Here is a 19,442-nt window from a genome sequence, read left to right as displayed (position 1 = left end):
CATTTCGCCCAGCGGTTGATTGCGGATGCGACTCGGACAAACACGCGGAGAATGGCGCGAATTCCTGATCCTCTCTCACATGGGGTGACTGAGACAGGCAATTGCGTGTGTCTGTGCCCTGTCCGGACAAAAAAACTTTGAAATCTACTCAGGAGGCACACTCATGAAACCGCAAAAACTGGCCGTCATTTCCGCAATCGCTTTTGGCCTGCCCGCACTCGCACTGGCGCAGTCCAGTGCGGACACCAACGGAGATGGCGTTCTGACCATCGAAGAGGTACAGGCCGTTTTGCCCGAGGTCGATACCGACGGGTTCTCGGCAATGGATGCAAATGGTGACGGCGCCTTGGACGCGGATGAAATCGCTGTGGCGCAAGAGGCGGGATTGCTTCCGCCGAATAACGGCTAACGCTGCAACAACAGGCGGCTCGTCTCGTAACGGGCCGCCTTTTCAAGTGCTTACGATGGCAAGTGAATGTTGAACTTCGCCCGAAGTTCGCTGTCCAGCAAAGGGTCGAACTTGGCCGTAGAAGGGTTCGCCAGAATCTCATCCTTTCGCGCAGCAGCTTTGGCAAGCAGATCCGGCTTTCCAAGTTCTGCCCATTCCTTAGGCGAAGTGCGATCGCCGAATGTCGGATAGACATAGTCCGCCTGCATCCGGCTGAGCGTGGCGTCAGTTCCCAGATAATGACCCGGCCCGCCGATGCAGACCTCGGCCATCTGGTCCAGCGCCAGTGTTTCATCGGTAACTTCGATCCCACGGACGCAGCGTTGCGCCTGTCCGATCAGATCGTCCGCCAGGATCAGGCTCTCAAAGCAGAATCCAAGCAGTGAGGCGTGCATGCCCGCAGCCTCATAGACCATGTTCACACCAGACAGCCCGGCCATCACGTTGGAACACATCTGCTCCCACCCGGCCTGCATATCGGGCATCTTGGAATCCGACGCGCCGGCCGCCGCGCCGCCAGGCAGGTCGTAGAACTGGTGCATCTGGGCGCAGCCTGCGGTCAGCAGGGCCTGTTCGCCCGAACCGATTGACATGGCTCCGGTTCGAAGGTCCAACCCAAAGGGCCAGGTGCCAAAAATCGCGGGCGCACCGGGACTTACGGCATTTACGTAAACCAAACCGGCAAGGCATTCTGCCGTTGCCTGCGTAATCGCGCCGGCAATCGTCGACGGTGCAGTGGCCCCGGCCATCCCGGCAGACAGCAAAAGAACCGGCATCCCACCCTTGATGCAAAGTTCCATCACTTCGCAACTTTCGGTCGCGAACTTCATTGGTGGCACGACAAAACAGTTCGAATTCGAAACAAATGGCCGCTCGCGGTATTTATCCTCACCGCCTGCAATCATGTAAGCCATTTCGAGTGCCGGGGGGACATGACTTGGTTCCGTGAAGGACGTGCCGACATGTTTGAACGTGCCGGAACAGGCCGCGTAGATCGTGTTCAGGTCCATTTCAAGGTTGTCGGCAATGTCGCGGCACACCATCGGGCGCTGAACAAAGTGAATATTATCAAGTTCTTGGCAGATACGCGCCGCGTCGTGCAGGTCTTGTACGGTCGAGTCGCGATAGGCGTTACCCTGCACATCCACCATACTGACCGCGGCCCCTGCGGTTCCGTAGTGAACGCGACTGCCGGAAAGATTCAGATCGGTCTTGCCATCGCGGCTGTACAACGTGACCGAGCGGTTCGCCTTTGCCAAAGTATCCTCGACCAGCGCGCGCGGAAACCGGATTCGACCGTCATCGCCCAAGGTACAACCGGCACCGACCAGATAGTCGATACCGCTTTGCGGGGCGTCCGCTAGGCCGATAGTTTCAAGGGCGGTCAACGCCGCCTGGTGGATTTGCTGTACCTGCGTGTCGGTCAGAACCTTGAGAGCGCCGCCGGACATGCCGGGCCGGACAGGGCGCAGATGCTCGGGTAGGGCAGACGCGCGCGCGGCTCGACGGGCAGAGCGCCCACCGCTGCGGGAAGAGGTACGGGATTGATCATTCATGAAGTTGGTCCGGAACAAAGGGCTGGTTTGGTGGTTTGCGCAAGATTCAACCGCGCGCAGGCCGACCGCGCGCTGCCCGACCCCGATCAGCACCAATCGTCCGGCTGATCAGTTGGACTTTCCAGACTTCGTTTTGCATCGGTTCCCTCGATAACCTGTCGCTAGTTTTCCAACCGCGCACGACAATATCTGTCCTGTTTGCGACCTGGAACAGAGTTTATTTCTGGCGTTTTCGGACATTACTTTCACGATGAACTGCGCAAGACCGCGTGAAGAAATGTTTTTTCCCGTTATGATAGAAATCTGTTAAGATATGCATAGTTAATTGAATACATGTTTTGTTGTTTGCTGTTGTGGGGGCATGTGCGACGCTGTGCTGGAGCCGCCAAAAAGGTTCCGGCGTCATCTGTTTGGAGGTCTGTGTGACACCAACAAAGGCGATACTGGTCGTATTGATGCTGACGGGGGCTGCCCCGGCACTGGCCGAGGATTGGACCGGCCCCTATGTGGGATTCAGTTTTGGCTATGCAGATGCAGACGGGCCGGATGGTGTGAGCGGTAGCGATTCGGTCTTTGGCCCGCATATCGGCTATGACCATGATTTCGGCAGTTTTGTTTTGGGTGGTGAGCTGGAATACAACCGTCTCAACCTTGATCTGGGGCAAGGTGAGGGGAGTCTGGACAGCATCTCACGTCTGAAACTGCGCGGCGGCTATGATTTCGGCCCGGCGCTTGGCTATGTCGTTGTGGGCACCGCGCGCGCCGATACTTCGGGCGATAGCGATACGGCGGCTGTCTATGGGATTGGCATCGCCTACCCATTGAACGACAGGTTCGTGATCAGCGGCGAGGCGCTGCGTCAGGACTTTGACACCCCGACGCGAACCAACGGGCAGATCCAGACCAACGTTTTCAATTTGCGGACGACCTTCCGGTTCTGACGCTTACGCCGCCCCTTTGTTCATGGCCAACTCAGCAGCAAAATCGCAAACGGTTTGGACAGCGCTTGCGAACCTGTCGTCGTCGATTGTCATCGCCACACGGATATGCCCTGCGGCAGCTGTGCCAAAGCTTTCCCCGGGCATCACGGCGATGGCGTGCCGATCCAGCAGCGCGTTGGCAAATGCCTCGCCGCTCAGGCCCGTAGCACGAATGTCCAGCATCAGATACATCGCCCCCTGCGAAGGGATCGCGGTCACGGTTTGCTGCGCGCCCAGAACCCGCTTTGCCAATGCGCGACGGCGGCGGAAGGGCTCGGCAATTCTCTCTTCCATCTCGTGCCCGGCATTCAGGGCAAAACTGGCGGCGTCCTGAATGAAACCGGGCACGCCATAGGTGGTGTGAGTCGCCAAGTTTATCAGATGGTCGATGACCTCGGCTGGGGCAACGATCCAGCCGCAGCGCGAACCTGTCATGGCATGCGACTTTGACATCGAGCCCACGACCAACGTGCGTTCGGCCATGTTCGGCAACGCGCGCGGGGACAGGTGGCTACCTTCCCAGACCTGGGTGTCATACACTTCGTCCGAGATCAGCCAGAGGTCCCGTCGCTGACAGACATCCGCGATAGCCTGCAAGGTCTGGTGTGAATAGACCACCCCGGTCGGATTGTTCGGCGTGTTGATCAAAAGCGATACGGCACCGTCTGTTGCGGCGTCTATGTCGCTGGCACGCGGTTGAAATGCGTCTTCAGCATGCGTTTGTACCGCTCTGGCTGCAGCGCCGGCACCGCGAATCGTGCCTGGGTACGTGGCATAGTAGGGGTCCAGATAGAGGCCCACATCACCTGGGTTGCATGTGGCCAGATGCGCCGCAAACAGGGCCGCCTGACCGCCCGGCGTGATCAGGACGTTTTCGCGGGTTGTCGCCACACCGGTGCGGATTTGCAGCCTCGCCGCCACGGTGTCACGCAGCAAGTCAGTGCCCGGGACCATGGCATAACCGGTGTGACCGCCACGGGCCGAGGCATCCATTGCATTCAAGATCTCGGCATCGGTCTGAATGTCATGCTCGCCAATGGTCAGCTCGGTGACGGCGTGACCTTCGGCAATCATCCGACGCGCGCGGTAGAATACGTCCCAGCCATCCGGACCGCCGCCGGTCAGATGGGTAATGCGATGCGACAGTTTCATGGCGCGTCTCCCTTAAGCCCATTGGCGGAAATGGGACAGAGCGGCAAAGAATTGTCAATCAACTTCGCGGCGGCAACTGCGTCTGAACTTTTTTCGTCAGCGACGCGCGTACGATGTCATAAGACGCGATCAGGCGGTGCTGCATTTCTTCGGGGTCGGTATCCCAAGGCAGCCGAATCCAGCTGCGGTGAAAGTACGGGGCCTTGGTCCCCACGCCGGCGTCGATCAGCATTTGAGCGGTTTCGATATCCGGGGTTTTGACGGAAACGCCATCCCCGGCGGACCCGATACAGGCGAACATTTTGCCACCGACCTTCCATGCGTCGTGCCCGCCGCCCCAGGGGTCGGACAGGTCAGCGCCAGGCAATCGGGCGCAGATGGTGTTGACGGTTTCGCGGCTCATGCCGTGCACAGTGCCGCCCGAATGAATTGAACTCAAGTCTTGGCTCAGGTCGCCGCACGTGATATGCGATGGCTCATGAACCCGATGACCTGCATCATTATTTGCTGCATTACCTACTGATCCATCAAGCGGGCCGGTTTCTTTCGTTTTCATCCCTGAGACAAGTTGCTAAGCCCGCGCCAACGCGAGACGTAACTGCTGTTTTAGGAGCATGACCTGATGACGACGATCAAACTGCACAACACAAGGACGCGGGCGAAAGAGGATTTCGCGCCGATCGACCCTGAAAACGTGCGGATGTATGTCTGTGGTCCAACGGTCTATGACCGGGCCCATCTGGGCAACGCGCGCCCGGTTGTGGTCTTTGATGTGCTTTATCGGCTGCTGATGCATGTCTATGGCGCCGATCATGTGACCTATGTGCGCAATTTCACCGATGTGGATGACAAGATCAACGCGACCGCATTGGCCCGCAAGCAGGCCGGGGCCATAGGATCGCTGGAGCAGTTGGTTCAGGAGCGCTCGGACGAGACCATAGGCTGGTACCTGCACGACATGGGCGCGTTGGGTGCGCTGGAGCCGAACGAGATGCCGCGCGCGACACAATACATCGCTCAGATGATCGCGATGATCGAGGGGTTGATCGAAAAGGGTCACGCCTACGCGGCCGAGGGGCATGTGCTGTTTGCGGTGGATAGTTGGAAAGAGAGCTATGGAAAACTGTCAGGCCGGTCTGTCGATGACATGATTGCCGGTGCCCGTGTCGAGGTCGCACCTTACAAGAAGAACCCGATGGATTTTGTTCTGTGGAAACCATCGACTGATGATTTGCCGGGTTGGGAGAGCCCTTGGGGCCGGGGGCGTCCGGGCTGGCACATCGAATGCTCGGCCATGAGCTATGAACTGCTGGGCGACAGCTTTGACATTCATGGAGGCGGCAACGACCTGATGTTCCCGCATCATGAAAACGAGATCGCCCAGAGTAGTTGCGCGCATCCGAATGGAGAGTTTGCGCGGTACTGGATGCACAATGAGATGTTGCAGGTTGAAGGCAAGAAAATGTCCAAATCATTGGGCAACTTCTTCACTGTGCATGATCTGTTGGAAGAGGGCGTTCCGGGAGAGGTGATCCGGTTCGTTTTCTTGCAGACCCATTACCGCAAGCCGATGGATTGGACAGCCAAGAAGGCGCGGGACGCCGAGACGACGCTGCGCAAATGGCGGGCGCTGACAGCGGGCATCGAGCCCGCCGCCAGCGCGGCACCCGCGGTAATTGACGCGCTTGCGGACGATCTGAACACAGCGGGTGCCATCGCCGAGTTGCATCGTCTTGCCGCCGATGGCGATGGTGCCGGATTGCTGGCAAGTGCGCGGGTGCTGGGGCTGCTGTCTGAGGACCTCGGGGCGTGGGCCGAAAGCGCCGAAGCGGACTTTTCTTCTTACGAGGAAAAGTTGGCAGCCGCACGCGCCGCAGCCATGATCAGCAAGGATTTTTCCGAGGTGGACCGTTTGAAATCCGTCTTCCTTGCCGCCGGTCTTGAGGTTCGGATGAGCAAGGATTCGATTGAACTGGTGCCGGGTGCCGGGTTTGATCCCGTCAAACTCGAAAACATCTGACGCTGATCCATTCGCCGCACCTACAAGTCAAGCCAAAGAGCCAGAACATGACCAAAGAACGTCTTTACCTATACGATACCACGCTGCGCGATGGGCAGCAGACGCAGGGCGTGCAATTCTCGACTGTTGAGAAGGTCCAGATCACGCAGGCGTTGGACGCGTTGGGAATTGACTATATCGAAGGCGGCTGGCCCGGTGCAAACCCCACCGACAGCGCGTTCTTTGAGAGTGCCCCCAAGACGTCGGCCTGTTTGACGGCGTTTGGCATGACCAAACGTTCGGGTCGATCTGCCGACAATGACGACGTGCTGGCTGCGGTGATGAATGCCGGGACCCGGGCGGTTTGCCTGGTCGGTAAATCGCATGACTATCACGTAACGCACGCGTTGGGGATTGAACTGGATGAGAATGTCGAGAATGTTCGCGCCTCGGTCGCGCATATCGTCGCCCAGGGGCGTGAGGCGTTGTTCGATGCTGAACACTTTTTCGACGGTTACAAGGAAAACCCAGGTTATGCGTTGAAGGTCTGTCAGGCCGCCCTTGATGCGGGTGCCCGTTGGGTGGTGCTGTGCGACACCAATGGCGGTGCCTTGCCGGCCGAGGTCGGGCGGATCGTGTCCGAGGTGATCGCCGCCGGTATTCCCGGGGACAAGTTGGGGATCCATACCCATAACGATACGGAAAATGCCGTTGCCTGCTCGTTGGCGGCGGTTGATGCGGGCGCGCGGCAGGTTCAGGGCACGTTGAACGGGTTGGGCGAACGCTGCGGCAATGCCAATCTTACCGCGCTGATCCCGACCTTGCTGTTGAAAGAACCCTATGCCTCGACCTACCAGATCGGGGTCGATCCCGAGGCGCTGGCAGGGCTGACGCGCATCAGCCGGATGCTGGATGACATCCTGAACCGCGTCCCCAGCAAGCAATCGGCCTATGTGGGGGCCTCGGCCTTTGCCCATAAGGCAGGGCTGCATGCCAGCGCGATTTTGAAAGATCCCACGACATATGAGCACGTAGACCCAGCAAGTGTAGGCAACGCGCGGATCATTCCAATGTCGAACCAGGCAGGTCAATCCAACCTGCGTAAGCGCCTGACCGATGCGGGGCTTGTGGTCGAAGCAGGGAACCCTGCGTTGGGGCGTATTCTTGACCGGATCAAAGAGCGCGAGGCCGAAGGCTATTCCTATGACACCGCTCAGGCCAGCTTTGAATTGCTGGCGCGGGACGAATTGGGGCAGCTGCCGCAGTTCTTTGAGGTCAAGCGCTATAAAGTGACGGTCGAGCGGCGCAAGAACAAGTACAACAAGATGGTCAGCTTGTCCGAGGCTGTTGTTGTCGTGAAAGTCGACGGAGAGAAAAAGCTGTCGGTGAGCGAGTCTATGGATGACAGCGGCAGTGACCGGGGGCCTGTGAATGCGCTGTCCAAGGCGTTGGCCAAGGATCTCGGGCAATACTCCCGCATTTTGGATGACATGCATCTGGTGGACTTCAAAGTGCGGATCACCCAGGGCGGTACCGAAGCGGTGACTCGCGTCATAATCGACAGCGAAGACGGGCAGGGGCGGCGCTGGTCCACTGTGGGGGTCAGTGCCAACATAGTCGACGCGTCGTTCGAGGCATTGTTAGAGGCCATTCAGTGGAAACTGGTGCGCGATTGCGGACCGCAGTCCGCAGCGGCCGAGTAGCCCGTGCAGTTCGACGACGACGTCAAAGCTTGTGCCGCGCTGGTACATCGTGCCGACCCTGATCGATTCATGGCGGCGATGGCAGCCCCGGTTGCAGCACGAGCAGTGTTGTTTCCGATCCACGCGCTGAATGTCGAGGTCGCGCGCGCGCCCTGGGTCACGCAAGAGGCGATGATCGCGGAAATGCGCCTGCAATGGTGGCGCGATGCTCTGCAGGAGATCGCCAACGGTCCAACCGTTCGACGGCACGAAGTTGTAACGCCGTTATCGCGCGTATTGTCTCCGCATCTCGCCGCGATGTTGGATGAATATGTCGCCGTAAGGCGTTGGGATATCTACCGCGATCCGTTCGAGGATGAGGCCCATTTCGATGCCTACATCAACCATAGCTCAGGTACGCTGCTGGTGGTTTCCGCGCAGGCATTGGGATCGGCGGACGAAGATGTGGTGCGAGATTTCGGCTATGCGGTGGGCGTAGCCAACTGGTTTCGCGCCATACCCGATCTTGAGACGCGCGGCCGCATCCCTCTGCTTGATGGAACTCTGGCCGGTGTGCAGGCACTGGCGCAAAAGGCGTTGGATCGGTTGCAATCTGCACGGTCTGAGGGTGCGCGTGTCTCAAAGGCCGCGCAACCGGCGCTGTTTGCAGGTTGGCAGGCCGAATGGGCGCTGCGGCGTGCGTTGGCAAATCCACAACTTGTGGCAGCGGGCGCACTGAAGCAGGGAGAACTCCGCCGCAGGCTATCCCTGATGCGCGTGGCGGCGACAGGACGCTGGTAACCTGATCAGGCAGTCTGGGTATCCGACGGCCTCAGCACCAGCCACAACAACGCGCCGCCTGCAAGTGTCAGCAGCGGGATCATGGCGAGATTGACGGCAGTCCACCCTTCGATCGGTGATCCGCCCGAGCAGTTCATCAAACCGCCCGAGGCCAGCGAGGCGAAGGTGACCCCACCGAACACCAGCAGGTCGTTCAGACCCTGCATACGGCCGCGTTCGTTAACGTCGTGCGAGGCGGCCAGCATACTGGTTGCTCCGATGAAGCCGAAATTCCAACCGACGCCAAGCAGCACGAGGGCGACGAAAAAGTTTCCAAGTTCAACCCCTTGCAGGGCGACCACACCAGCTGTCGCCAGTATTGCCAGACCAAGCGCCACAATTTTCTCGACCCCGAAGCGGGCGATCAGGTGGCCGGTAAAGAAACTGGGGACATACATTGCCAGCACGTGGCTGGTGACAATATCCGCTGCGTCATTGGCGGTGTAACCGCAGCCGACAACAGCTAGTGGGGTCGACGTCATGACAAGGTTCATCAGGGCGTATGATACCATCGCGCAGATGACGGCGACGGCGATGCGGGGGGTTTTCAGCAGCTCCCACCGACTGCGCCCTTTGGGGGTATTCGCAGTTGGCCGCTCGGGCGTTGGAATATCAAGAAGGAAGAACAGAGCCGCGCCAATGACATTGAGTGCAATGACGGCGATATAGGTGCCCAGAAACGGAATCACATAGGCGGTTGAAGTCAGTTTTACGATCTGAGGACCGATGACGGCCGCAGCAAGGCCACCTGCCATCACATAAGAGATCGCCTTTGGGCGGAAGTCATCCGATGCGGTGTCAGCTGCGGCAAATCGATAGAATCCGTGCGCGCTCATGTAGACGCCGGTCAGCAGGCTGCCGAGCAGAAAGATCGGGAATGATCCGAGAAAGAGCCCATAGGCGCCAACCACGCCCCCGCAGGCCCCCGCAGTCGACCCGATCAGAAAACCCGCCCGACGACCCCAGCGCTGCATGATGGCTGAAACGGGCGTTGCCGACAGCATTGATCCCAACACAAGTAGCGAGATCGGCAGCGTGGCCAGACAGGCGTTGGTCGCCAGCGATTGCCCTGCCAGACCGCCAATAATGAAGATTATCGGCAACTGCGCACCCAGAACAGCCTGCGCCGCGACCAAAACGGCAACGTTGCGTTTGGCCCGGTTGTTGTCAGGGGTGGCGGAGGTCATTGTCATGGGCTCATCCGTATCCGTGAAAAGCCCGTCGTACAAGCGGGTTGCATCTGCGGCAAAGCAACCTAACGTGAGCGCATCTTTAACCGCCGGAGCACACATGTCTGTCGGACGCATCATCGAAACGCCTGACTGTGTTGCCGAAGGGGCGGACTGGCTAGCGGAAACATGCCCCCGCATGGCCTATGCGATGGAACAGACAGGTCCATTACCGCTGCGGCGCAAGCCTGATGGGTTCGCCCAATTGCTAAGTGCGATCGTCAGTCAGCAGGTCAGTGTCGCCTCGGCCAATGCGATCTGGAAGCGGATGGTCGAGGCAAAGCTCACAGGACCGCGCAAGATCATGTGGGCCAGCGATGACGACCTGCGCACCGTCGGTCTGAGCCGACAGAAAATCCGCTATGCCCGCGCGCTGGCCGATGCGCGTATCGACTACAGGGCGTTGCGCAGTGCCCCGGATGACGAAGTTGTCGCCATCCTGACACAAGTGCCCGGGATTGGCGTCTGGACCGCTGAAATCTATGCGATGTTTTCGCTGGGTCGGGCCGACGTGATTGCGCCCGGAGACCTTGCGCTGCAAGAGGCCGCGCGCGTTTTGTATGACCTGCCCGAACGGCCCACGGACAAAGAACTGCGTCAAATGGCTGAGGCCTGGTCGCCCTGGCGGTCGGTTGCCGCGCGGGTGCTCTGGGCCTATTACCGGGTCGCAAAAGACAGAGAAGGGATCAGATGACACGGGTTTTGAACGCGCTCAGGAAAGAGCCGGTTTCGGGTGATACACGCTCGGTTGTGGTGTTCGTGCATGGCTATGGCGCAAACGGGGCCGATTTGCTGGGATTGGCCGACCCTTTGGGGGAACATCTGCCCGACACGCTGTTTGTCGCTCCTGATGCGCCCGAACAGATCCCAGGAATGCCAAACGGCTTTCAATGGTTTCCGATCCCCTGGATCGACGGATCATCGGAAGAAGAGGCGCGCCGCGGCATGGAAATGGCGGTCGAGGACTTCAACGCCTTCCTGGACGCGCTGATGGTCGACGAGGACGTTTTGCCCGAACAGGTTGTCTTGTTCGGTTTCTCGCAAGGCACGATGATGAGCCTGCATGTCGCACCTCGCCGCGAAGACCCGGTGGCGGGCATCGTGGCTTTTTCAGGCCGTTTGCTGGAACCGGACATGCTGGCAGAGGAAGTGGTCAGCCGGATGCCGATTCTGCTTGTGCATGGCGACGTGGACGACGTGGTTCCCCCGCAATCTTTGCCCGAAGCCGCCGAAGCCTTGCAGGAGGCTGGATTCAAAGAGGTCTACGCGCACGTGATGAAAGGCACGGGCCACGGGATCGCACCCGACGGGCTAAGCGTGGCGCTGGCCTTTATGCGCGATAAACTGAGCTTGTAGTCGATGATCACCATCCGTCCCATGATGCCCGAAGACGTGGCCGAAGCTTGCGCGATCCTCAACCAGATCATTGCCGCAGGCGGAACCACGGCGCATGAGACGCCCTTTTCAGAGGCGCAGTTCGCTCTCTGCTATATGGACGGGGCAGACAAGCTATGTTGCCATGTTGCTCTGGACGACACCGGAGATGTGGCTGGATTTCAGTGGCTGGGTACATATGATGCCTTGCCCGAGGATTGTGCAGATGTGGCTACTTTTACACGACGATCACCGACGCTGCGTGGAGCAGGGCGTGCCTTGTTTGCCGAAACCGAGAGGGTCGCAAGATCGCTTGGTTTCAATGCCATTAACGCCACCATTCGTGCGGATAACGTTCTGGGGCTAAGCTATTATGAAAAGATGGGTTTTCGGGATTACTCGGTGGCCTATGGCGTTCAGCTTCAAGATGGAACACCTGTGAACCGGGTATCCAAGCGGTATGAGCTAAGAAAGGACGTGTCATGCTGATCGTGACAGGAACAGTTGAGGTCGCGCCGCAAGGCGTTGAAAAAGCGGTCAAAGCTGCGCTGGAAATGGTTGCGGAAACCGTGCAAGAACCCGGATGTCTGATCTATGAGTTCAGTCAGATTCTGGGGCGCAAAACCTGTTTTCGCGTCTACGAAGAGTGGCAGGATCAGGCCGCGCTCGAGGCGCATTTCGCAACACCTCATATGGCCAGGTTTCAGGCCGTTCTGGGCGAGGTTGGGGTGACGTCTAGCGAGATTTACCGTGTAATTGGCGGTGAGAAACTGCCCCTGCGCTAGACGGTTAGTCCCACAATCGGCCTTCTGAAAACTCGACCGAGTTGCCCGCCGGATCGCGCACATATAGCGACCGCGCGCCGTTGGGCCATTCAAACTCGGCATCTATGGGGATGTTCCAATCCAGCAAGTGCTTGCGCATGACGGCGATCTCCTCGCGGGCGAGTACAAGGCACACATGCCCAGGGCCGCGCGCGCCGTGAGGCGGGACAGGCAGGTCGGGGTTGGTTGGCGGTTGTTCGGTCTGATCGGGGTTGAACAACAGCAGAACCGAGTGGCCGATGCGATAAAACACGTGCCGGTCCTCGACGCGCTGGATGCGTTTCAGCGCCAGAACCTCGCCGTAAAAAGTTTCGGCTGCGTCCAGATCGTCGACATACAGAGCCGCCTCGAGAATGGCCGAGGGCACAGGTATTTCGGGCGTCAGTTTCATAACCCTAGTTTAGCAGATCGGGCCTTGGTCGTCATCGACGCGGACGCCGGTCCCGTTTTCGCTGCACAGAGGTGCTCAGGGCTGGCATGGGCAGGCTGTCCCAAGCGCCGGGTTCCAGTCCGTCCAGCGTCCAATCGCCGATGCGCGCGCGGATCAGCCGAAGGGTGGGGTGCCCAACCGCTGCGGTCATGCGGCGGACCTGTCGGTTTCGGCCTTCGCGGAGCGTAAGCACGATCCAGCTGTCGGGCACCGTTTGGCGCACCCGGATGGGTGGGGTACGAGTCCAGAGCCCCTCGGGTTCGTCTATTAACCGCGCCTTGGCCGGCCGCGTCGGGCCATCCTTCAACTCGACACCGTCCCGCAATGCGTTGAGCGCTGCGCCGTCCGGGATGCCTTCGACCTGAACCCAATAGGTCTTGGCCATCTTGTGCTTTGGGTCCGATATCTGCGCCTGAAGCCGCCCGTTATCGGTAAGCAACATTAACCCCTCGCTGTCACGGTCCAGACGCCCGGCGGGATACACATCCGGCAGATCGATGAAATCTGACAGGGTGCTGCGCGGCGAATCCGCATTCGCGCGATCGGTGAATTGCGGCAGCACGTCGTAGGGTTTGTTGAAGCGGATGAACCAGGACATAAATCTCGCCATAGCTTGCTGACAAAACCGTTGCAACCTGTGGATAACTGTCACGCCACTGTTACGCTTTGGGCTTAACCAGTGACCGAGATATTGTGGAAACTCAGGGCTTGTCAGAGTTTTAACACGATATATAGTTAGATTAAGGCCGGGGCGGGTGTTCCCCGCTCTGATGTCAAAACAGGCAGAGCAGAGCGAGGAGCGATTCTGATATGGATGGAGACTTCAGGACCGAATTTGTCAGGGAAACCGGTGCGCTCAAGCATCATCCGGCATTGGTTTTGAACGCAGACTATCGCCCCTTGTCCTACTACCCTTTGTCCCTGTGGCCCTGGCAGGAAGCAATCAAGGCTGCCTGGCTGGACAGGGTCGACATAGTCGCTGAATATGACGAGGTTGTCCGCAGTCCGAGTACCGAGATCCGAATACCTTCGGTCGTTGTCCTGAAGGATTACGTAAAACCCAGAAAGCGCGTGGCCTTCACGCGCTTTAATTTATTTCTGCGGGACGAATTCAAATGCCAGTACTGCGGCAGCCGCGACAACCTGACCTTTGATCACGTGGTGCCGCGCGCTGCAGGTGGGGTCACTAGCTGGCAGAACGTAGTGGCGGCGTGCAGCCCGTGCAATCTGCGCAAAGGGTCCAAGTCGCTGCGACAGGCGCGCATGTCTTTGAACAAGCCACCGCGCCAGCCGGATGCCGAAGCGTTGCGCAATATCGGGCGCAAGTTCCCGCCGAACCACCTGCATGAAAGCTGGATAGACTTCCTGTATTGGGATGCCGAGCTGGACGCTTAGTAACGTTCAGCGTGCGCGCCAGGCTGCAAGCCATAGCAGCACCAGACCGGCCGAGAACAGCGCGTTCCAGCCCGCCATGGACAGGCCCAACATCTCCCACGAAATCTCGTCGCAACGCACCAGCGGGGCGGACATGATCTGATCGAAAAGGTCTTGCTGCGACAGACCACCGATGTCGCCCGAGGTGCATGTCGAAGGACCCTCCCACAATCCGCGTTCGACACCGGCATGGAACACGCCGATCCCAGCGGTGATCGCCGCTGCAATCGCGCCCAGTAGGGGAAGAAAGCGAACACCAGGGAAGGCAAAGGCGCATACTCCCAGTCCAATCGCAGCGGCATGCGGATACCGCTGCCAGATACACATCTTGCACGGCGCCAACCCGCCAAGATGCTGAAAAGCCAGCGCGCCCAGCAAAAGTGCCGTTGATCCGGCTGTGGCGAGGAGTATTAGAAGGTTGCGTTTCGTCATAGATATCTAACCGCCAAGAACCCACCAAACAGCAAGATGATGAAGAGGGTGAACATCAGTCCCAAACGTTTTTCGATGAATTCCCGGATCGGTTCGCCAAATCCCCAAAGCAAACCGGCGACAAGGAAAAAGCGCAGTGCACGAGCCAGGATCGAAGTGGCAATGAACGTCCCAAGCGGCATTCCCGTCCAGCCGGACATGATGGTGATCACCTTGTAAGGGAAGGGGGTCACCCCGGCCGCCAGAACCGCCCAGAACCCGAAATCGTTAAAGCGATGGTTGAACTCTTCCATGGCATGCGCCTTGCCCATCGACTCGAGAATGGGTTGCCCGATGCTTTCATAAAAGAACGCGCCGATTGCATATCCCAAAAGCCCGCCCAGGACCGAGGCCACCAACGCGACGGACGCAATCAACCACGCCCGAGATGGCCGCGCGATGATCATCGGGATCATCAGCACATCCGGTGGAATCGGAAAAAACGAACTTTCAACAAAGGCCACGACCGCAAGCGCCCAAAGAGCGCGCGGATGTTCGGCCAGACGGATGGTCCAGTCATACAGGGATCGTAGCATCTGATGCAGGGTTCCAATTCAATGTTGATGCTAGCCAAACCATGCAGGTGTTTAACCGTCAACTGTTAGAGGCAAAACAAACTGGGGTAAGGTTGATTTTTGCCTCTGGACCTTCCCGACTGGTGACGGTAATCCAATGATCGTGGCCCAAGTGGCGGAATGGTAGACGCAGGGGATTCAAAATCCCCCGCCTTCACGGGCGTGAGAGTTCGAGTCTCTCCTTGGGCACCACATCAGTTTCACCAGAAATACTTGAACAGATTTTCAGGGTCTTTGGCTGATTTGCAGGCACCGCTTTCTACACTCAAGCCTTGAGCCTTGCGTGAATTTAAAGCGCGTCGGCCAACGTCCAAACGGACGATCGCCATTCCGCAGAAAGGATCCTCGACACCGTCAAGGTAGAAAAAGAAGTCGTGCGCTGAACAGATCCTGTTCAGCTCAGCTCATCGCCTAAGTTACCGATTTCACCCAACAATTGACGGGCCTGATTCAGATCGTCTTTGAAATCAGAAAGCCCCAGTCGCTCTCGGACCTGGCCGAGCCTGAGGTGACACTGTGCGGCGAGCGGGCGCATGTTGAGTGAGTTGGCGTGTTTGAGCGCGCTTTCGTAACATTTGATGGCGTCAAAATCTCCGCCATGTCCGGCACCGTTTGACGTTTCTCCCATGACAAACAAGGCAAAGGCTTCGTGGCCGCGCTCGCCTCGGCTGCGGGCGATGTCCAAGGCGCGGGTCAATTGCGCCATTGCATCCTCGCGGCGACCCGCTTTGAGATAGCCCAGGGCCAATTGGGCGGACACAAGTGACTTGAATAGGCCAAGACCGATGTCGTTGTACAAATCACAGGCTTGTTCCAGACGCTTGACGCCTTGTTGAACCTCACCAGACAAAATCTCGGCATAGCCCAGAAAGCCATTCGTGAAGGGCGAAAGGTAGGTCAGCCCCCAGGTGTTGATGGTTGCGCTGGCATCACCCAGAGTTTCAAGTGCGCCGTCAATGTCACCCCGGATAATTTGATAGTAACCAATATCATAGCCGATATGGGCCCGATTGAACGGGTTATCCTGGCGATCTACAAGTGCTTCGGCCTGTTTTGCGTTTTGTTCGGCGTTTTTGAAGGCTCCGCGTTCGGCATATGACCAAACCAGCCAAGACCGTGCGATGATGGCTGGTGCAAATGGAAGTCCACATTTTTCAAGCGCCAAATCGCCGGGCAGCAATGCGACGACGCGTTCAAAATAGTTTTCCGCTGTTCCCAATTCGCCCGAAGTTACGTAGGCGCAGCCGAGATAGAAATTCGATGCTGCCTCCAACGGCAGGTCACCCGCGACACGGGCGATGTCTCGTCCGCGTTCTGCAGCAGCCTTAGCCTCGGCCGAACGGCCGACCTGCCAAAGGCTGGCACCGCGATAGACCGAAACCCAGCCGAGCCGAACGTTGTCCTTCAGCATGATGGACAGCTTTTCTGCTTCTTCGAGCGGGGCAAGAATTGCGCCGAACTGGCCCAATGCCCAAAGTACGTTTCGCAATGCGAATTGCACGTCAATCGTGTCGGACGCAGTTTCGATCTCCTGACCTATTTCGTTGCGCGCCTCCAACGCGCGTCGAAATTGGCCAGCGGCTTCGCGCAGCGCGGATCGTTCCACCGCATCTTCTCCGGCCCGACGAAACTCGCTGAAAGCACGTTGCCAGTCCTCACCCAGAAAGGCGTGGTGGGCGACGATCCCGGCGGTCTCGCCCGGTCGTTTGAAACGCTTGCGTTCCAGCAGGTCGGCAAAGGCGCGATGCAGTTCGTGACGCCGGCTTTTCAGTAATGTCGAATAGGCTGCGTCCTGAACCAGAGCGTGTTTGAACATGTAACAAACCGCTGGCGGGACGCCGCGCCGCTGGACCAGTCCCGAATCCACAAGTTTTTCCAATTCGCCATCGCAGTCGAGATTCAGGTCCTGTGCCAGACCGATAATGTCCTCGTGGTCGAATTCTCGCCCGATGACCGACCCGACCTGCGCCAGCGCCTTGGCGGCCCCCAGCCTGTCCAGACGCGCCGAGAGCGAGGTTTGAAGCGTCGCCGGAGGGGCGTCCTTATAGTCAGGCCCAGCCTCCTGAAAGGCCTTGGTCAATTCCTCGATATAAAGCGGCACACCGTCGGCGCGTTTGACAATCTGCGCCGCGACGTCTTCGTCCAGGATGTCGCTGGCCACAGCATTTACGATACGCAGCGACTGACGACGCCCGACCCGATTGAGGGATAGTTCTTGCCAGTGCTCAAAATCATGCCAGTCGGGTGAGAATTCGCACCGATAAGTCAGCAGAACCATAATTGGCGCGTCGGCAATTGCTGCGAACAGTTTGCGAAGCAGTTCAAGCGTTGTTGGGTCGGCCCAGTGAATATCCTCGAACACAATAATGATTGGGTGCTGTTTGCTCATGCCCAGGACCTGATCGACGAGGCAGCTGTTTATCGCGCGACGCAGTTGCACCGGCGGCAGGTCCAATTCGTCATATCGACCCTGGGTGGGCACCCGAAGAAGCGAGGCAATCAATGGTATGCTTTTTTCCAGCGGGTAATCGGTCAGGCCCAGGATGTTTTCCAGTTTTTCCAACTGCGCGGCGTCGGTGTCCTGTTCCGCGATCCCTGCGACCCTGCGCAGACCGGCGATCACAGGATGAAGCGCGCTGTTGGTGTGGTGCGGAGAGCATTGATAGCGATAGCCGAAGCGCCGATCTTCGGCGATCTCGCGACGCATTTCCTCGAGCAGTCGGGATTTGCCGATCCCCGGATCGCCGCACAAGGAAATCACCTGACCGGATCCCGACTTGGCGGTGGTCCAGGCATCACGAATGACCCGCAACTCGGCGGACCGACCGACCAGAGGTGTCGAGCCTTCGAACTGCGACGCTTCAAATCGGGTTTCGGCCTTCGATTCGTCGCCTACGCGCCAAACCTGTATCGGTTCATCAAACCCTTTCAGAACGTTCTGACCAAGATCCTCGACCTCGAAACGGCGGCCCAGAAGCTGGCGGGTTAACGGACCAACGACAATCTCGTTCGGGCGCGCCAGGCGCTGTAGACGGTCCGCCAGGCCCGGGGTCGCGCCGATGACGGCGGCGTCATCGTTCATGACGTCGCCCACGATGGTGCCTATCACAACCTCTCCGCTTGCTGCGCCCGCACGCGCCTTAAGGCGGGTCCCGTCGCGCGCACGTATTTCCCGAATGGCTGCGAATGCGTCCTTTGCGGTTCTGACAGCCCGCTCGGCCTCGTCCTCATGCGCTTCGGGCCATCCGAAATAGGCCAGAATGCCGTCGCCGAGAAACTTGGCAACATATCCGTTATAGCGCAGCACGGCCGACACCACGGCAGATTGATACCGCTTGATCAGATCGCGCATCTCCTCGGGGTCAAGTTCGCGGGACAGGACCACGGAATCCACAATATCAACGAATAACACGGTAAGCAGTCGTCGTTCGGGCTCGGAATCAGCAAGCGCGCCTTTGGCTTTTGCCTTCTGCGTTGGCGACACCGCCGCAAGCAGGCGGCGCCGATGCCCAAGGCTTAAGCCCAGCTCTTTCAGGTCTTCGTCGTTCAGATGGCTCAACGTTTCAAGGTCGACGTCGTTCTCTTCAAAAGTCGCCGCGTAACGTTCCAAGCCAAGGGCGCTTAGCCAGTCGTGCAATTGTTGGTCCACGACATCCTCCCGCCAAAATAATGTGCATTTCTTATATCACAACATCGGCATCTATCCGGAATCTTCTTCTTTTTTTGTTTCGGCAGAGGTGGTCCGTGTGTTCGCCACCCCGGTCGGTAACCTGGTGTTGGGGGCAGAATTTCGCGACCACGACAGCAAACACCGTCAGCGATCGCCATAGGCATTCATAAGCGATTGTAACTCTTCCTGGGTCTGAGGGAACTTGCGGTAACTGTGTGCGGTTTGCAGGTTCACCCACGGCATCTTTTCGTCTGTCATGAGTTCGACAAACGGAGCGAAGGACGCCGCATCGTTCAAAATTGTTGTTCGCAGGTTGGCCCGTTGTGCAGGGTCGCCGATCAGAGAAAACACAAAGCATTTACAGGACTTACAGAAAAAATGCGCGCGTCCGGGCTTGCCCAATCCACCTTTGATCAACTCACCCGTACAGGTGAAACTGTCGCGCGGAAACATGGTCGTGAGTGAATAGGCGCTAGCGCAAAGTTTCTGACAATCGCTGCAATGGCATGCAAATGTCAAAAGAGGTGGTGCACTGACGTGAACCCGGACGGCTCCACACAGGCAGGTTCCATCATACGGGGGATTTGGAAAAGGCATCGGACAACGACCTTCCTTGGCGTTCAAAATTAGGGGGGAATCGATGGCCTCGGAACCGTCAAACGGGCAGGCAAAAGCGGCAGCCTTTGCCGGTTTGCCCACTGGCACTGATACAGGGATTCACGACAATAGTCGGAATGAGGCCCTGAACCGATCCAATCAGTTCAGGACGATCATTGCA

Annotated in this window: 20 protein-coding genes and 1 tRNA gene; 11 read left to right on the top strand and 10 right to left on the bottom strand. The window is 58.4% G+C overall.

Translation table 11 applies throughout. The features are described from left to right. The first annotated feature begins 163 nt into the window (after positions 1-163). Positions 164-409 (top strand): EF-hand domain-containing protein, encoded by a 246-nt coding sequence (locus ACR0JA_RS03360; RefSeq protein ID WP_480569962.1) that lies wholly within the window; start codon positions 164-166, stop codon positions 407-409. Between the two features lie 50 nt (positions 410-459). Here the strand turns inward: ACR0JA_RS03360 and ACR0JA_RS03355 are convergent, their stop codons facing one another. Then, entirely contained in the window at positions 460-2,004 is a 1,545-nt protein-coding gene (locus tag ACR0JA_RS03355) for a trimethylamine methyltransferase family protein (RefSeq protein ID WP_480569960.1), read from the bottom strand. 422 nt (positions 2,005-2,426) lie between these two features. On the opposite strand from ACR0JA_RS03355, the gene ACR0JA_RS03350 reads away from it, so the two are divergent. After that, positions 2,427-2,945 (top strand): outer membrane protein, encoded by a 519-nt coding sequence (locus tag ACR0JA_RS03350; RefSeq protein WP_480569957.1) that lies wholly within the window; start codon positions 2,427-2,429, stop codon positions 2,943-2,945. 3 nt (positions 2,946-2,948) lie between these two features. Here the strand turns inward: ACR0JA_RS03350 and ACR0JA_RS03345 are convergent, their stop codons facing one another. After that, positions 2,949-4,136 (bottom strand): pyridoxal phosphate-dependent aminotransferase, encoded by a 1,188-nt coding sequence (locus tag ACR0JA_RS03345; protein WP_480569954.1) that lies wholly within the window; start codon positions 4,134-4,136, stop codon positions 2,949-2,951. A 58-nt stretch (positions 4,137-4,194) separates the two neighbouring features. Beyond that, positions 4,195-4,539: an MmcQ/YjbR family DNA-binding protein gene (locus ACR0JA_RS03340; protein ID WP_480571126.1), complete on the bottom strand. Its 345-nt coding sequence runs from the start codon at positions 4,537-4,539 to the stop codon at positions 4,195-4,197. Between the two features lie 219 nt (positions 4,540-4,758). Here ACR0JA_RS03340 and cysS point away from each other — a divergent pair, with 219 nt between their 5' ends. The 3 genes from cysS to ACR0JA_RS03325 are packed head-to-tail and all read left to right on the top strand — an operon-like array spanning position 4,759 to position 8,618. Next, positions 4,759-6,156, top strand: coding sequence for a cysteine--tRNA ligase (gene cysS, locus ACR0JA_RS03335; protein ID WP_480569951.1), 1,398 nt, complete (start codon positions 4,759-4,761; stop codon positions 6,154-6,156). Between the two features lie 47 nt (positions 6,157-6,203). Then, on the top strand, positions 6,204-7,838 hold the full coding sequence (gene cimA, locus ACR0JA_RS03330; RefSeq protein ID WP_480569948.1) for a citramalate synthase: 1,635 nt from the start codon (positions 6,204-6,206) through the stop codon (positions 7,836-7,838). A gap of 3 nt (positions 7,839-7,841) precedes the next feature. Beyond that, a complete protein-coding gene (locus ACR0JA_RS03325; RefSeq protein WP_480569945.1) occupies positions 7,842-8,618 on the top strand; it encodes a squalene/phytoene synthase family protein in 777 nt (258 codons plus the stop codon). A gap of 5 nt (positions 8,619-8,623) precedes the next feature. Here ACR0JA_RS03325 and ACR0JA_RS03320 read toward each other — a convergent pair whose 3' ends face one another. Beyond that, positions 8,624-9,850, bottom strand: coding sequence for an MFS transporter (locus ACR0JA_RS03320; RefSeq protein WP_480569942.1), 1,227 nt, complete (start codon positions 9,848-9,850; stop codon positions 8,624-8,626). Between the two features lie 97 nt (positions 9,851-9,947). On the opposite strand from ACR0JA_RS03320, the gene ACR0JA_RS03315 reads away from it, so the two are divergent. From ACR0JA_RS03315 to ACR0JA_RS03300, 4 genes are read left to right on the top strand one after another with little or no spacing between them, the layout of a single operon-like run. Beyond that, positions 9,948-10,580 (top strand): DNA-3-methyladenine glycosylase family protein, encoded by a 633-nt coding sequence (locus ACR0JA_RS03315; protein ID WP_480569939.1) that lies wholly within the window; start codon positions 9,948-9,950, stop codon positions 10,578-10,580. Next, complete coding sequence (locus ACR0JA_RS03310; RefSeq protein WP_480569936.1) at positions 10,577-11,242, top strand: alpha/beta hydrolase; 666 nt, start codon at positions 10,577-10,579, stop codon at positions 11,240-11,242. Before ACR0JA_RS03315 ends, ACR0JA_RS03310 begins: the two co-directional genes overlap by 4 nt. A gap of 3 nt (positions 11,243-11,245) precedes the next feature. Next, positions 11,246-11,749, top strand: a complete 504-nt coding sequence (locus tag ACR0JA_RS03305) for an N-acetyltransferase family protein (RefSeq protein ID WP_480569934.1) — start codon at positions 11,246-11,248, stop codon at positions 11,747-11,749. Beyond that, on the top strand, positions 11,743-12,045 hold the full coding sequence (locus tag ACR0JA_RS03300) for a putative quinol monooxygenase (RefSeq protein ID WP_480569931.1): 303 nt from the start codon (positions 11,743-11,745) through the stop codon (positions 12,043-12,045). The genes ACR0JA_RS03305 and ACR0JA_RS03300 overlap by 7 nt, the downstream gene beginning before the upstream one ends. A 4-nt stretch (positions 12,046-12,049) precedes the next feature. On the opposite strand, the gene ACR0JA_RS03295 is transcribed toward ACR0JA_RS03300, so the two are convergent. Further along, positions 12,050-12,475: a VOC family protein gene (locus tag ACR0JA_RS03295; protein WP_480569928.1), complete on the bottom strand. Its 426-nt coding sequence runs from the start codon at positions 12,473-12,475 to the stop codon at positions 12,050-12,052. A gap of 31 nt (positions 12,476-12,506) precedes the next feature. Next, positions 12,507-13,112, bottom strand: a complete 606-nt coding sequence (locus ACR0JA_RS03290; protein WP_480569925.1) for an rRNA large subunit pseudouridine synthase E — start codon at positions 13,110-13,112, stop codon at positions 12,507-12,509. A gap of 212 nt (positions 13,113-13,324) precedes the next feature. On the opposite strand from ACR0JA_RS03290, the gene ACR0JA_RS03285 reads away from it, so the two are divergent. Further along, the gene (locus ACR0JA_RS03285; RefSeq protein WP_480569922.1) at positions 13,325-13,909 is read left to right on the top strand and encodes an HNH endonuclease; all 585 of its coding nucleotides are present in this window, start codon (positions 13,325-13,327) and stop codon (positions 13,907-13,909) included. Between the two features lie 6 nt (positions 13,910-13,915). On the opposite strand, the gene ACR0JA_RS03280 is transcribed toward ACR0JA_RS03285, so the two are convergent. Together ACR0JA_RS03280 and ACR0JA_RS03275 are read right to left on the bottom strand one after the other, a co-directional pair. Continuing rightward, positions 13,916-14,380, bottom strand: a complete 465-nt coding sequence (locus tag ACR0JA_RS03280; RefSeq protein ID WP_480569919.1) for a disulfide bond formation protein B — start codon at positions 14,378-14,380, stop codon at positions 13,916-13,918. Then, positions 14,377-14,955 carry a YqaA family protein gene (locus ACR0JA_RS03275; RefSeq protein WP_480569917.1) on the bottom strand — a complete coding sequence of 193 codons (579 nt, stop codon included), beginning with the start codon at positions 14,953-14,955 and terminating at the stop codon, positions 14,377-14,379. The genes ACR0JA_RS03280 and ACR0JA_RS03275 overlap by 4 nt, the downstream gene beginning before the upstream one ends. 145 nt (positions 14,956-15,100) lie before the next feature. Between ACR0JA_RS03275 and ACR0JA_RS03270 the strand changes: the two genes are divergently transcribed. Continuing rightward, positions 15,101-15,186 (top strand) — tRNA-Leu (locus ACR0JA_RS03270). Positions 15,187-15,388: 202 nt separating this feature from the next. Here the strand turns inward: ACR0JA_RS03270 and ACR0JA_RS03265 are convergent. Both ACR0JA_RS03265 and ACR0JA_RS03260 read right to left on the bottom strand, forming a co-directional pair. Continuing rightward, complete coding sequence (locus ACR0JA_RS03265) at positions 15,389-18,643, bottom strand: ATP-binding protein (protein WP_480569914.1); 3,255 nt, start codon at positions 18,641-18,643, stop codon at positions 15,389-15,391. Positions 18,644-18,808: 165 nt separating this feature from the next. Continuing rightward, positions 18,809-19,261: a GFA family protein gene (locus tag ACR0JA_RS03260; RefSeq protein ID WP_480571123.1), complete on the bottom strand. Its 453-nt coding sequence runs from the start codon at positions 19,259-19,261 to the stop codon at positions 18,809-18,811. Positions 19,262-19,442: the final 181 nt, after the last annotated feature.

The sequence above is a fragment of the Ruegeria sp. AM4 genome, from assembly GCF_056540665.1.
Note: the sequence above shows the minus strand (reverse complement) of the source record. Positions and strands in the feature narration are given on the sequence as shown.

Bases quoted from the DNA above. Each gene is read 5' to 3' on its own strand.
- ACR0JA_RS03290 (WP_480569925.1), bottom strand. From the start codon at position 13,112: ATGTCCTGGTTCATCCGCTTCAACAAACCCTACGACGTGCTGCCGCAA.
- ACR0JA_RS03300 (WP_480569931.1), top strand. From the start codon at position 11,743: ATGCTGATCGTGACAGGAACAGTTGAGGTCGCGCCGCAAGGCGTTGAA.
- ACR0JA_RS03305 (WP_480569934.1), top strand. From the start codon at position 11,246: ATGATCACCATCCGTCCCATGATGCCCGAAGACGTGGCCGAAGCTTGC.
- ACR0JA_RS03280 (WP_480569919.1), bottom strand. From the start codon at position 14,380: ATGACGAAACGCAACCTTCTAATACTCCTCGCCACAGCCGGATCAACG.
- ACR0JA_RS03345 (WP_480569954.1), bottom strand. From the start codon at position 4,136: ATGAAACTGTCGCATCGCATTACCCATCTGACCGGCGGCGGTCCGGAT.
- ACR0JA_RS03295 (WP_480569928.1), bottom strand. From the start codon at position 12,475: ATGAAACTGACGCCCGAAATACCTGTGCCCTCGGCCATTCTCGAGGCG.
- ACR0JA_RS03285 (WP_480569922.1), top strand. From the start codon at position 13,325: ATGGATGGAGACTTCAGGACCGAATTTGTCAGGGAAACCGGTGCGCTC.
- ACR0JA_RS03260 (WP_480571123.1), bottom strand. From the start codon at position 19,261: ATGCCTTTTCCAAATCCCCCGTATGATGGAACCTGCCTGTGTGGAGCC.
- ACR0JA_RS03275 (WP_480569917.1), bottom strand. From the start codon at position 14,955: ATGCTACGATCCCTGTATGACTGGACCATCCGTCTGGCCGAACATCCG.
- ACR0JA_RS03310 (WP_480569936.1), top strand. From the start codon at position 10,577: ATGACACGGGTTTTGAACGCGCTCAGGAAAGAGCCGGTTTCGGGTGAT.
- ACR0JA_RS03340 (WP_480571126.1), bottom strand. From the start codon at position 4,539: ATGAGCCGCGAAACCGTCAACACCATCTGCGCCCGATTGCCTGGCGCT.
- cysS (WP_480569951.1), top strand. From the start codon at position 4,759: ATGACGACGATCAAACTGCACAACACAAGGACGCGGGCGAAAGAGGAT.
- ACR0JA_RS03355 (WP_480569960.1), bottom strand. From the start codon at position 2,004: ATGAATGATCAATCCCGTACCTCTTCCCGCAGCGGTGGGCGCTCTGCC.
- ACR0JA_RS03320 (WP_480569942.1), bottom strand. From the start codon at position 9,850: ATGACAATGACCTCCGCCACCCCTGACAACAACCGGGCCAAACGCAAC.
- ACR0JA_RS03360 (WP_480569962.1), top strand. From the start codon at position 164: ATGAAACCGCAAAAACTGGCCGTCATTTCCGCAATCGCTTTTGGCCTG.
- ACR0JA_RS03315 (WP_480569939.1), top strand. From the start codon at position 9,948: ATGTCTGTCGGACGCATCATCGAAACGCCTGACTGTGTTGCCGAAGGG.
- cimA (WP_480569948.1), top strand. From the start codon at position 6,204: ATGACCAAAGAACGTCTTTACCTATACGATACCACGCTGCGCGATGGG.